At 46.9% G+C, this 12,645-nt stretch carries 13 protein-coding genes; 11 read left to right on the top strand and 2 right to left on the bottom strand.

Features of this window, described 5'->3' with window-relative positions; all coding sequences use genetic code 11:
- The gene (locus tag C0638_RS05085) at positions 1–690 is read right to left on the bottom strand and encodes an ArsR/SmtB family transcription factor (RefSeq protein ID WP_058710987.1); all 690 of its coding nucleotides are present in this window, start codon (positions 688–690) and stop codon (positions 1–3) included.
- Between the two features lie 98 nt (positions 691–788).
- Between C0638_RS05085 and C0638_RS05080 the strand changes: the two genes are divergently transcribed.
- From C0638_RS05080 to C0638_RS05070, 3 genes are all read left to right on the top strand, one after another.
- Positions 789–1,427, top strand: coding sequence for a flavin reductase family protein (locus C0638_RS05080; RefSeq protein WP_058710986.1), 639 nt, complete (start codon positions 789–791; stop codon positions 1,425–1,427).
- 153 nt (positions 1,428–1,580) lie between these two features.
- A complete protein-coding gene (locus tag C0638_RS05075) occupies positions 1,581–2,873 on the top strand; it encodes a homocysteine synthase (RefSeq protein WP_058710985.1) in 1,293 nt (430 codons plus the stop codon).
- Between the two features lie 196 nt (positions 2,874–3,069).
- Positions 3,070–4,734, top strand: coding sequence for a CoA-disulfide reductase (locus C0638_RS05070; protein ID WP_058710984.1), 1,665 nt, complete (start codon positions 3,070–3,072; stop codon positions 4,732–4,734).
- On the opposite strand, the gene C0638_RS05065 is transcribed toward C0638_RS05070, so the two are convergent.
- Complete coding sequence (locus tag C0638_RS05065) at positions 4,719–5,087, bottom strand: VOC family protein (RefSeq protein ID WP_013369165.1); 369 nt, start codon at positions 5,085–5,087, stop codon at positions 4,719–4,721. The genes C0638_RS05070 and C0638_RS05065 overlap by 16 nt on opposite strands.
- Before the next feature lie 142 nt (positions 5,088–5,229).
- On the opposite strand from C0638_RS05065, the gene C0638_RS05060 reads away from it, so the two are divergent.
- The 8 genes from C0638_RS05060 (at position 5,230) to C0638_RS05030 (ending at position 12,640) form a co-directional block, all read left to right on the top strand.
- Positions 5,230–5,562 (top strand): hypothetical protein, encoded by a 333-nt coding sequence (locus C0638_RS05060; RefSeq protein ID WP_013369166.1) that lies wholly within the window; start codon positions 5,230–5,232, stop codon positions 5,560–5,562.
- Between the two features lie 339 nt (positions 5,563–5,901).
- Positions 5,902–6,024: a hypothetical protein gene (locus C0638_RS25970; protein ID WP_255305280.1), complete on the top strand. Its 123-nt coding sequence runs from the start codon at positions 5,902–5,904 to the stop codon at positions 6,022–6,024.
- Positions 6,025–6,123: 99 nt separating this feature from the next.
- Positions 6,124–6,432, top strand: a complete 309-nt coding sequence (locus C0638_RS05055) for a LexA family transcriptional regulator (RefSeq protein ID WP_040102254.1) — start codon at positions 6,124–6,126, stop codon at positions 6,430–6,432.
- A 719-nt stretch (positions 6,433–7,151) separates the two neighbouring features.
- Complete coding sequence (locus C0638_RS05050) at positions 7,152–7,607, top strand: MarR family winged helix-turn-helix transcriptional regulator (protein WP_014599429.1); 456 nt, start codon at positions 7,152–7,154, stop codon at positions 7,605–7,607.
- Positions 7,608–7,760: 153 nt separating this feature from the next.
- Positions 7,761–8,639, top strand: a complete 879-nt coding sequence (locus tag C0638_RS05045) for a hypothetical protein (RefSeq protein ID WP_058710983.1) — start codon at positions 7,761–7,763, stop codon at positions 8,637–8,639.
- A 121-nt stretch (positions 8,640–8,760) separates the two neighbouring features.
- Positions 8,761–10,263, top strand: coding sequence for an HD-GYP domain-containing protein (locus C0638_RS05040; RefSeq protein WP_058710982.1), 1,503 nt, complete (start codon positions 8,761–8,763; stop codon positions 10,261–10,263).
- Positions 10,264–10,437: 174 nt separating this feature from the next.
- Positions 10,438–11,883 (top strand): ATP-binding protein, encoded by a 1,446-nt coding sequence (locus C0638_RS05035; protein WP_025676219.1) that lies wholly within the window; start codon positions 10,438–10,440, stop codon positions 11,881–11,883.
- Positions 11,884–11,920: 37 nt separating this feature from the next.
- Positions 11,921–12,640: an NAD(P)H-binding protein gene (locus tag C0638_RS05030; protein ID WP_058710981.1), complete on the top strand. Its 720-nt coding sequence runs from the start codon at positions 11,921–11,923 to the stop codon at positions 12,638–12,640.
- Positions 12,641–12,645 lie beyond the last annotated feature (5 nt).

The following is a 12,645-nucleotide window of genomic DNA, read 5'->3' as shown; positions in this document are numbered from 1 at the left end:
CTAGCCGATCTCTATCGAAAACACCTCTTTAAAACCTCTTTTACCCTCGGCTGTAATGCGTATCGCTCGGGTTGTGGGCAGATGCTCGACCCAATGTAATTCGAATAATCTGTCCAGAAGAGCACTTCCTAAAGCACCGGCAAGGTGATGGCGTCGTTCACTCCAATCCAGGCATTTATGTGAGAAGGAGCGACGCTTTTGTCTTGTGTTCTTGAGGTCTATCTGAAAGTCAGCGAAGAAAATCTCTCCTTGTTGGGTAATATGAAGTCCGTCCTGATCCTCGGAAAGAATCCCCTTTTGAATGAAAAAACTCATGATTTGTACGCCTAAATAACCCGCAACATGATCGTAGCAAGTTCTTGCCAACCGTATGGCCTCGTTTTCGGAGGCTTGTTTGAATGACTTGATTGGAACAGGTGGAGCTATGGATAAAAGTGACTCCATCACCTGGGCAACCTCGGGGTCTTGAATGCCATAGTAACGGTGCCGACCTTGTTTTTCTACGGTAACGACTTGTGCCTCGGTCATTTTAGCCAGATGGAAGCTGGCGGTTTGCGGTTTGATACCTGCCATATGGGCTAATTCACTTGCCGTGTGAAATCTGCCGTCTAATAGAGCGGTGAGAATGGCTGCACGGGAAGGCTCACTGACGAGAGAAGCAATCATGGCTACATTTGATTTGGTGCTCATGGCACGGTTATCCCCCTTTGTAATCCATACTTCGATGAAGGTTGAAATGTTTACATTTTACAATAAGGAGGCAGATCTGAACAGAAGGAGAAGAGAAAATGGACCCAATGAATCAAATAAATCAGATGAACTACAGCCCAAGTATAAAAACGATAACCCCTAGCATTTTATATTACGGAACCCCTGTGATTTTACTCAACACGCTGAATGAGGATGGAACGACCAATATTAGCCCTATTTCCTCCTCGTGGGCATTAGGAGATTGTGTGGTACTAGGCATTGGAACAGGTGGCAAAGCATTAGAAAATATGGAGCGGCATTCCGAATGTGTAATCAATGTTCCTGGGCCTTCCATGTGGGAAAATGTAGAGCGTTTGGCTCCTTTTACAGGTAAGAATCCCGTTCCAGTGGAAAAAGAGAAACATGGATTTACATATCAAAAAGATAAGTATGAGATCAGCGGACTGACTGCGATTGACTCGAATAGGGTCAAGCCCGCACGAATCAGGGAGTGCCCTATTCAAATTGAAGCCAAGGTGAAGGAAGTCCGGATTCCTGACCATTCTCCTTATTTTGCGATCGTCGAAGCTCAAGCCATTCAGGTGCATGTTCATCAGGATATCATCTTCGGTGAGAATCATATTGATCCGGCAAAGTGGAGCCCACTCATCTATAATTTTCGCCATTATTTTGGTTTGGGTGAGCATTTGGGCAAAACTTTCCGATCCGAAACCTGATACTTCAAATAAAATAATATTATCCTACCTGAATAATGAGAATTATCTTCCCAAATCGTCCTTTTTGTGCGAGAATAATTGAAAAATCATCCATGACTACGCATACAGGAAGAGACGATTCATACAGCACGTATAACAAGGGAGGAAATAATCATGTCAGAAGAACGCAAGCTGTCATTCGAAACCCTCGCTGTCCATGCCGGACAAGAGATTGATCCTACTACCTTTTCCCGCGCCGTTCCGTTGTACCAAACCACTTCATATGGATTTCGGGATGCCGAGCATGCGGCTGATTTGTTCTCGCTGAAAGAATTCGGCAACATTTATACGCGTCTGATGAATCCAACTACGGATGTGTTCGAACAACGGATCGCCGCACTGGAAGGCGGGGCTGGTGCGTTGGCCACAGCTTCGGGAATGGCGGCGATTTCCTTCTCCATTCTGAACATTGCGGGAGCTGGAGATGAAATTGTATCGGCCTCCAGCCTGTATGGCGGTACATATAATCTGTTTTCTACCACACTGCCCAAATTGGGTATTAAGGTGCATTTTGTCGATTCGGATGATCCAGAGAATTTCCGTCATGCCATTACGGATAAAACGAAGGCCATATTTGCCGAAACGATTGGCAATCCACAGGGCAATGTGCTGGATGTGGAAGCAGTATCTGCGATTGCGCACGAATATGGTATTCCGCTGATTGTGGATAACACGTTCCCGAGCCCTTATTTATTGCGTCCTATCGAATATGGAGCGGACATTGTTGTGCATTCGGCAACGAAGTTCATTGGCGGACACGGTACGTCTATTGGCGGAGTGATTGTTGACAGCGGCAAGTTTGACTGGAAAGCGAGTGGTCGTTTCCCAGGACTGACTGAGCCGGACCCGAGCTATCATGGGGTTGTATACACCGAGGCGGTGGGGCCTATCGCGTACATTATCAAGGCACGGGTGCAATTGCTGCGTGACTTGGGAGCGGCCATTTCTCCGTTCAATTCATGGCTGCTGCTTCAAGGCTTGGAAACATTGCATCTGCGGCTGGAAAGACATAGTCATAATGCCCTGAAGGTAGCGCAATATCTCGAAAGTCACAAGGATGTGGAGTGGGTCAGCTATGCCGGATTGCCGAGCCATCCATCCTATGAGTTAGCCCAAAAATATTTGCCAAAAGGACAAGGGGCAATTCTGACCTTTGGTATCAAAGGCGGGAGCCAGGCGGGAAGCAAGCTGATTGCGAATGTAAAGCTGTTTTCTCATCTGGCGAATGTGGGCGATTCCAAGTCTTTGATTATTCATCCGGCAAGCACGACTCACCAGCAACTGGATGCAGAGGAACAGGTGGCTGCCGGAGTCAAACCGGAGCTGTTACGTTTATCTGTTGGGACCGAAGCGATAGACGATATTTTGTATGATCTGGAGCAGGCAATCGCGGCCAGTCAACAATAACAAACAGTAGTTGGCGTCTTGTTAGGCCCAGTGAGATAGGGAAGTTTTGTAGCATTCGCAAGTGATTTTTGATTCCAATCGGTTTTCATTCAGAGTTTGATCAGGCGGGGGGCAACCTTCGCCTTTTTTGTATGTTGACAACATACCCCCATAGGTATATATTATACCCCATAGGGTATATAAGGAGGGGAAGAAATTGGGTAGGACAATAATTATTATTGGCGGGGTAGCAGGTGGAGCTTCTGCTGCGGCAAGATTGCGTAGATGGAGTGAGGAAGACGAGATTATTCTATTTGAACGCGGTGAGCATGTTTCTTTTGCAAACTGTGGCCTTCCCTACTATATTGGGGGGACAATCCAGGCGCGGGAGAAGCTGTTTCTCCAGACGCCTCAAGGCATTAGAGACCGTTTTAATATAGATGTACGGGTGCAAAAAGAGGTAATACAAATAGACCGCGAGCATAAGCTTGTCCATTACCGCGATATGATCACAGGAGAGACGGATGAGCAGCCATACGATATTGTGGTATTATCGCCGGGAGCCAAACCGATGATAGCGGATATTCCCGGATTATATGAAGCTACAAATGTATTTACGTTAAGAAACATTCATGACACCGACCTTATTAAGGCATATGTAGATGAAAGGCATCCCAAGCATGCCACGGTAATCGGGGCCGGATTTGTTGGGCTGGAGATGGCTGAAAATTTGCGGGAGCGTGGACTTGCAGTAACCATCATGGATAAGGGACAACAATTGTTGAATCCGCTTGACCCCGAAATGGCTAAACTGGTGGAACAGCATGTAAAGCTGAACGGGGTGGAGGTGCGTTTAGAGGAAGGAGTCGCAGCTCTTGAAGAACAGGGTACACAGCTCCGTTTGACTTCCGGGGAGATGCTTCAGACGGACCTGGTTATTCTGGCGATTGGTGTTGTGCCTGAAAATGAGCTGGCCAAGCAATGCGGATTGGAACTAGGTTTTCGCGGTGCCATTCAGGTGAATGCTCAGCTGCAAACCAGTGATCCGTCCATTTATGCGGTAGGGGATGCCATCCAGGTCAAAGACCGCAATCATGGGTTTGCAACGATGGTATCGCTGGCCTGGGGAGCCAATCGGCAGGGGCGTTTGGCCGCAGATCATATTAATGGTCAGGCGATTTCCTATGATGGTGCGCTCGGAACATCCGTAATTAAGACCTTTGCATTGACCGCAGCTTCTACAGGCAACAATGAAAAAACATTGCAGCGACTGGCTGTTCCTTATCAGGCTATTCATATTCATCCCGGTTCACATGCCGGTTATTATCCTGGCGCGTCACCCATTTCGATGAAGCTGCTCTTTCATCCGGAGACTGGGATGATCTACGGGGCGCAGGCTGTTGGGGCTGATGGCGCGGACAAAAGGATTGATGTTATTGCCACGGCGATTCGCGGTCATTTGAATGTCCGTGAATTGGCAGATATCGAACTTGCTTATGCACCTCCTTATTCTTCAGCTAAAGATCCTGTGAATATGGCGGGTTACGTGGCTTCGAATATCATGGATGGACTGGTCCAGACGATACAATGGCATGAAGTTGACGATTTCCACCGCAATGATGGTCTTGTAATTGATGTCCGGGATGCGGTGGAGCTACAGGGAGGAACCATTCCAGGTTCCATGCATATTCCTCTGGCCGAGATCAGAGAGCGGATGTCGGAAATTCCTCGTGATCTGGAGATCGCGGTATCCTGCCAAGTCGGGCTGCGTGGCTATCTAGCGGCCAGAATTCTGACCCAATCGGGCTATCGGGTAAGGAACGTTGATGGTGGCTACAAAACATATTCGGTTATGGCTAAACGTGGTCATCTTTTAAAATAGTTCATTACCCATCCAATCTGATTAAGATGATCCGTTACTTCGCCGTGCAACGCACCAAAGAAGGTATCTTGTAGCTCTACAGTGATGGTACCTTTTTCTGATAGTGAGTAGTAAGCCTGTTTAAGCTCATCCTCACTCTCACAGTCGAGAATGATTTGGACATGCTGTGCTTTCAGTGGTTTACCGTAGGAATCGGAAAAATGGATATGACTGCTACCCAGGTGCAGTTCGGCATGTAAGAGCTTGCCTTCTTGCTTGTTCAGTACTTTGATTTTCCCGCCTAGAACAGATTGGTAGTAGTCAATCGATTGCTGCACATCGTTTACAATGACAAAAGGACTTGCACTTCTCATGGGATCCAATCCTCTCATTTCTTCTATGTAGGGCTGTCTGCTAACATACATTATTTACATTGTCGGCAGGGTTTACCCCTTTTCTGATTAAATTTATGGCTTGGTTCACTGTGTGACGTCTGTTACAATAGAAGAGGCATATATGATGGATAGAAAAGAGGTCGAACAGGTGGGCACTTCAGCGATTTGGGAAGCAGTTATCTATTGGGTGATCTTGGTGATTTCTGCTCTGTGTGTGATTGCAGTATCTGGTAGTCGGAAGACCGCAAGCACGATTATTTTGGCACCCATTGTTTTGTTCTGTACCATATTTATGATGCAGGGCTCGGTGTTTACTGCTATGAAGCACCCGACCATGGGGGCTAATGTTGGTCTGGGTATGGCGTTTCTGACCACATGGGTAGTCAGCGGAATATTGTTTGCTGTAGCGCTTGTGATTGCTTTTATTAAATATAGCAAAAGGAACAAGGCGTAGTTCAGCCTTAACCTCAGATGAACAAAGGCTTTCGGTGATGTACCGAAAGCCCTTTTTGTATTCTTAGTTAACGATACAGGATGTTTTCGTTCATCTACGTCTTCTCATGAGCAAAACAACGATCAGCACAATGATGATCACGATCAATAGAAACTTCATATTCGATAACCTCCTTGATCTGTCTCCTATTTGATATTAACCATTTTTAATAAGTGTGCACCGATGCATCCCAAGCAAGTATGTATTGTCAAATGTTTGGCGAAAATGTGATTGTGGGATCAAAAAGAGGTTTACAGGCTTAGCTGGAAAGTGTATACATAAAGTGAGGAGGCGATTGCCATGAGTGATCGTGCATTTCATTTGTTTTATATTATTTTCTTGACGGTTCTGGCACTTGGAAGTGTTGGAGGAATCTCTTGGTGGTTGCGCTCTATCGGTCGTCAGGAGAAGGAAAAAAACTAAATTCAGCATGGGCATACAAGCCCGTATGCATCTTCCAGTAGGAGGGTGCATTTTTATATGTTATAATGGGAACATATGTTCTTTACAGGAGGGGTAATGATGTTGCCGGATTTGGAACGGAAGCTACTGCGTATTTTGTATAATTATTTTGCCCAGCATCGCCACATGCCTACAATGGCTGAATTGTCAGCAAAAACGGGTAGGCGAGATTCTGAAATTACAGCCGCATTGCGGCATATGGAACAAGAGCGCTATATCACATGGGAAAATAACACAGGTACCCAGCATATTGTGTTACTGGAAGGATGGGAGCGTCCTTCCAGTAACAAGCCTGCCCAAGTGGAAGCTGGACGCCCTTCTACCCAAACGATACAGTCTGGTAGTACGGAATATTGGACGAATTATTAGCAGCGATATATAGCTGGAAAATTAATGAGTTTTTAAGGTGCATATCATTTAGTTTTAAGAAAGCAAGACTATAATGACCCTATTAACCCCTTTTTGATCAAGCTATAGGCCCTGTCGATGTATCGGCAGGGTCACTTTTTTGTTCATAGATACGTTTTCCGTATATAAAAAATCCCCCGGGGATCATCCGGAGGATGTGTGCAGCTTGCGTATACTGCACGGCCTGCTCAAACTTCATCGTTTGACGGCATAATATATATTTAACCCCTGCTACCTTGCATTATATGGTCAGCATGTTCATAAGGGGCAGTCTGATTCCTCTGTTCATTTTCCAAACGACAAAAGCCCTACCTCTCTTTCGTCCTTGCGGCTCCGATGACCGCGCCAGTGTGAATGTGAAAATCTTCGGCAAAAGCTCAAAATTCTACATTAGGGTTATACATAAAATTTGGAGAAGCTCCATGCGGTATTAGGAGTATAGCTTCTTGCGTGGAATCCTATGGGGTTAATACATACTTTATTAGTATAACAAGCTTAATTCTAAAACGCAAGGTATTTATGGTTTTTTTTGATTGTAGACTGGAAATAATGCACTTTTTGCAATGAATTAGACTCATTTGCATTTGCAGAGAATGGAGACTGTGATAAATTGCTCTGACAAAGCACCCGAATTTTGAAATAGTGTAGTTACACGAAAAGATGGAAGGAAATTAAGAACTATGACTGCCTCAAGGAAAGACAAAAAAACATCACAGAATAACTCGCCCTCAGTCTGCACATGCATTAATCTGCGTCGTGCCTCGATGGCTGTAACAGGGCTGTATGACCAGTATCTGGCTCCAAGTGGACTCAATATCAGCCAGTTTTCGCTGCTCAAGCATTTAACGGTACTGGGACCGGTAAGTGTAAGCGAATTAGCATTGGAGATGCGACTCGACCGAACCACGCTTGTGCGCAATTTGAAGGCACTGGAACAAAGCGGGTATGTGGAGGATACATCCGCCGAGGGAAGCCGGAACCGCTGCCTTACCCTGACGGAGAGTGGAAAAGCACTATATAACGATGCAGCAGAGCTCTGGGAGGAGGCGCAGTTATTTTTACAGGAGTCACTGGGAAGTGCCGATTTGCAGATATTGACCACACTGTTATCTAAAATTGAAAAATTGCGACTGTGATTAGCTTTTGCCTAATAAGGGAGGTATGCCGACTCATTCGTGTATATACACGAAAAGGGTTCGGATGTGTAACGCAGCCATTCATCGGTCAACAGGTATCCGCCAGGAAGTCGAGAGAATTCACAATAACTTAAGAAGAGGGATGTGGACAGGATGGTAACGCCCGTACCGGACATGAAAGAACTTATCGCAGCCGAGATGAAAGCCTATGTGAGTGAAGACAAGGGCAATTTCTGCGAAGAATTACAGAGCCCGTACTACGAGGAACCGATTATTCAATTTGCAGAGGCCAATGATCCTTTGTTTGAGCAGTATAAAACAGTGGTGGGCTCCGACCATGCTACGCCGCAGGAAGCCTTCGAACGGACCTTCGGCACAGGAAGTTTTGGTGGAGGCACCGTTGTCAGTGTTGTGCTGCCGATCAGTGAGACGATCCGCAAGGCCAATCGTGCGCAAAAAGCAAGAGCCTCCAGAGAGTGGGCGCTGCTACGGACCTTTGGCGATGAATATTTTGTGCGTTCGGCAAGGCAGCATTTGGCGGGATATCTGATCGGGCTTGGTTACCGAGCTGTGGCGCCGCTGGATACGGATTGGTACAGCATCCACGGTGCCGCAGGTGGTCCGGTCTCTAACTGGTCGGAACGGCATATCGCGTATGCAGCCGGTCTTGGCACCTTCAGTATCAACGATGGCTTTATCACCGAGAAAGGAATTGCCATCCGTCTGCTGTCTGTAGTAACGGATCTGCAGGTGCCGCCTGATGTCAGAGTGTCCTCGAACCTGAGCCATACCGGAAACTGCCTGCTGTGCAGCAAAGGCATTTGCGGTGTGTGCATTACTCGCTGCCCTGTGCAGGCTATCAGCAAGGAAGGTGGTCATGACAAAATCGCCTGCATGAAATTTGTGTATGGTGAGGAATCCCGAAAGTGGGCCGTGTTAAACGGCGGTGAGGCTGAATCGGGTGCCGGCTGCGGACTTTGCCAGACCAAGGTGCCCTGCGAAAGCCGCAATCCGATGCGGACCGCTCGCTAGTGTTATTTTCCTAAGATCTATGCAAATTGCTCAAGCAAGAAGGTTAACTTTTGACGGCTGGACTCCGATATTGAATACAAAGATATCTTATGAGCGTACGGATGAAAAGAGGGGTAGCATTTTGCCGATCTATAAGCGCTTTATTCAGCATGTTATCCTGAACTATATTATAGGTTCATTTATTGCTGTACTACTGGTATGTATGATTTTTGTATTTTCCACGTTAAATGTAGCCCACTATGAGCTTCTGGGTCTTGTCAAAATTGTTGCATTTTCCAGCGTCATTATGATTGTTTGTGAAACCATAGTGTTTCGAATGCATTTAAGACCTGTTCATCGTTTTTTTCAAGGAAACCAGGAGACGCTCAAGGATGTAGAAGCGGTGTACATTCGGGTTCACCATCTGCCTAATTTGTCAGTTTTGCGTATTGTTGGGCCGCATTTGTTAGGCTTCTCTATCCCGGCAACCGTTATTGCATTATGGATGATACATACTGGACAACTTACCTTTCCCTTTTATTATGTAGGAATCGCCTGTATAGGAGCTTGTCTGGTTGCTTCCATGCATGCACTGGTTGAATTTTTTCTGACCATGAGAGCAATCAAACCGCTACTTGAGGAAATTCGGAATCGGACCTACCAGCAATATGGATTGAGCTTGTCCCTGCGAGGTCGAGTTCTGCTATCACTGCGGCATAAATTTCAGTTAAGTGCAACGTTAATTGGTGCTTTTCCTCTGTTTCTGTTTTGTTTGGCTACACAGATTCGGCTGGAACGTTTGGAAGCGACGGATTCCGGCTCCTATTGGGCATGGGCGGGTATGATTTTAATATTTGGTGTAGCTTTTGCTTATCTGGGGGGCAGATTGCTGACCCGTGAAATTGAACAGCCCATCCATCACTTGTTGGAAAAAATGAATGAAGTGAAGGAAGGCCGCCTGAATAGTAACGCCAGTGACTTGTATTCGGACGAATTTGCGGAGCTTGTCGAAGGATTTAACATGATGATCGAGGGCCTGAAGGAACGAGAGGAAAAGAACGGTCAGCTATTAGACAGTTATTTTGCCACTTTGGCTGCAGCGCTGGATGCGCGGGATGCCTATACCGCAGGACATTCGTTGCGCGTGGCTGAATACTCTGTACTCATTGGGCGAAAGGGCGGTTTGAGCGAGACGGACCTTGACTTGCTGCGTAAAACAGCCTTGCTGCATGATATCGGTAAAATCGGTGTGGCTGACGCTGTGCTGTTTAAGGATGGCAAGCTGACGGACGAGGAGTTTGACCAGATTAAAATGCATCCGGTTATGGGGGAGAGTATTCTTCGGCAAGTGGAGCCTGCTTATGCTATGGCCCCTTATCTGCCTGGGGTGCGCTCGCATCATGAGCGTTACGATGGCAAGGGATACCCTGATCAGCTCTCCGGAGAAGATATTCCCCTATTTGGGCGAATCATAGCCGTAGCAGATGCCTATGATGCGATGACGTCGGATCGCCCCTATCGGAAAGGGATGAAGGAAGAGAAGGCGGTTATGATATTGGAAGAGGGTAAAGGAACCCAGTGGGACCCTTACTTTGCCGAATTATTTGTCAAGGAGTGGCGCCGGAACAAAGGCATTCTAAGCTGACACTATAGATACTCCCACTAGAGCGAGCCGTTGCGGTTCGCTTTTTTTATACATACACGCAAGCCTCTTTGGATATGTCGAAAGATGGGGCTTCATGTTATGATGTACGAGTAAGGCAAAATCGGCTAGCATAGGCCTGGCATCCAATTTCTCGCGCAATGGGAGTGTGAATCCATGCAATTTTCAATGATGTTTCTAATGAATTTGGGGATGCTGATTGCTGTTGCCTATGTGGCGAACGTGATTTATAAATATGGTTTGAGTCGTACGTCTACGCGGTTCAAATATGTCAGCTCGGTGCTGCTGGTGGTATTTGGCGGATGGGTCAGCTCTTGCTTTGGTTTTAACTTCAATGAAACCGTTATTTTTGATCTGCGTTTTGTTCCGCTAATTATCGCAGCGTTGGTGTATCCCCGTTCCTATACGCTGATTATTATTGGGGTAGCGATCGGTCTTACAAGATTTACCTTCGGTCTGAATATGGCGGCATGGGTCGGCTTTCTGAATATGAGCATTTTGGGCGTATTGTGCGCCGGATTGAACTACTGGATGCGCCGCTCCACCTGGCGCTTGATTATTAAGGCATCCGTAACCATTTTAGCGGTTAATATTGTAAATACGTTAAATATTGCCTTCCTGGGCGTTATTCCCTGGCGCTATTATGTAGCAGAGGTTGTTCCTCTTACACTGCCTATCGGCGTGATCCTCAGCTTTTTATTTGCACTGATATTACGTGATTTTCAGATGGAGCAGCAGCGAAACTATCAGATTCAGCAGGCGAATGAGTTATTGTCAGAGCAGCGTGATAAGTTGCAGAAGGCAAAGGTTATTTTAGAGGAACGCGCCAAGCAGCTCATGATGGCTTCCCAGTATAAATCGGATTTTATGGCAACGATGTCGCATGAGTTACGTACACCACTTAATAGTATTATTAACCTGGCACAGATTATCAACGAGCAGGGAAAAGAGCTGGATGAGGACGAGCTATACCAGTACAGTGATCTAATCTATGCCTCGGGGCATGATTTGCTCCAACTGATCAATGACATTCTGGACTTATCCAAGGTCGAGGCTGGGCACATGGAAATCGTAAGTGAGCCAGTCAGTGTGCGTGAGATTGCGCAGGGGATGATGATGCATTTTGAAGTCACAGCGAAGGATAAAAACCTGGAATTCAACTTGAAAGTGCATGAACATATACCGGATGAAATCCGATCCGATTCCAAACGAGTACAGCAAATTTTACGCAATCTATTGTCCAATGCCTTTAAGTTTACTCATAAAGGACGTGTATTGCTGGAAATTAGCACACAGCATTTGGAACGAAAAGGCCAGGAGGGAGATTGGGTTGTATTTGCTGTAAAAGATACAGGCATCGGTATATCCAAGCTTCAGCAACATGTTATTTTTGAGGCATTCCAGCAGGCGAACGGTTCGATTAATCGTAAATATGGTGGAACCGGGCTGGGGTTGTCCATCAGCCGTGATTTTTCCCGCTTGTTAGGCGGGTTTATCCGTCTGGAGAGTGAAGAGGGCAAGGGAAGTACTTTTTCCCTGTACCTGCCTATGTGTCCGTCCGACAGCAAGGAGGCGGACGAACAGCCGTTTAAATTAACCTGATCGCAATCATGGGAACAAGGAGCGTTAGGAGGTATATATGGAACGTAAAGCGGTCGTTGTGGGTGGCACAGGGCTTGTCGGGGGTTATGTTGTACGTGAGCTGCTGGTGCAAAAAGAATACACCCGCGTCATGGTTATGGGCAGGCGCCCACTGGATATCAAGCATCCTAAGCTGGAGCAGGCGTTAATCGACTGGGAAAAACCACAGAAGTCGACCTTCGCCCTCGAAGGGGTGGATGATGTGTTTTGCTGCCTTGGGACAACGATGAAAAAGGCAGGCTCCAAGGAGCGATTTCGACAGGTGGATCTGGACTATCCCGTTCTGACAGCCCAGTTGGGCAAAGAAGCTGGAGCGGTACAAATGCTTGCGATCTCTGCGATGGGCGCTAATCCGGATTCACGTGTGTTTTATAACCGCACCAAGGGTGAAGCTGAAGAGGCGCTTGCCGCGATCGGGCTGCCTGCACTGCATTTGTTCCGTCCATCGCTCATTTTGGGAGCGAGGCCTGAACGGCGTTTTGGTGAAGCCGCCGCCACGGTTGTCATGAAGGCGCTAGACGGCCTGATGACAGGCAGGCTCGCTTCCTACCGCGCTATCCCCGCTTCGTTCATCGCACGAGCTATGGTCCGAATTGCTCTCGCGCAGGCGAGCGGCGTACATATTTACCCGAACGACATCATTCGGGTCATCGGTGCGGAACTAACCTCCGATGATAAGGAACCTGGTACAGGAACTATTCCTGATGACAATGTATAAAACCA

The sequence above is a fragment of the Paenibacillus sp. lzh-N1 genome, from assembly GCF_002872435.1.
In the GTDB taxonomy this organism is placed as follows: Bacteria; Bacillota; Bacilli; order Paenibacillales; family Paenibacillaceae; genus Paenibacillus; species Paenibacillus polymyxa_C.
The sequence above is the reverse complement of the archived record's forward strand: the minus strand, read 5'-3'. Positions and strand labels throughout refer to the sequence as shown.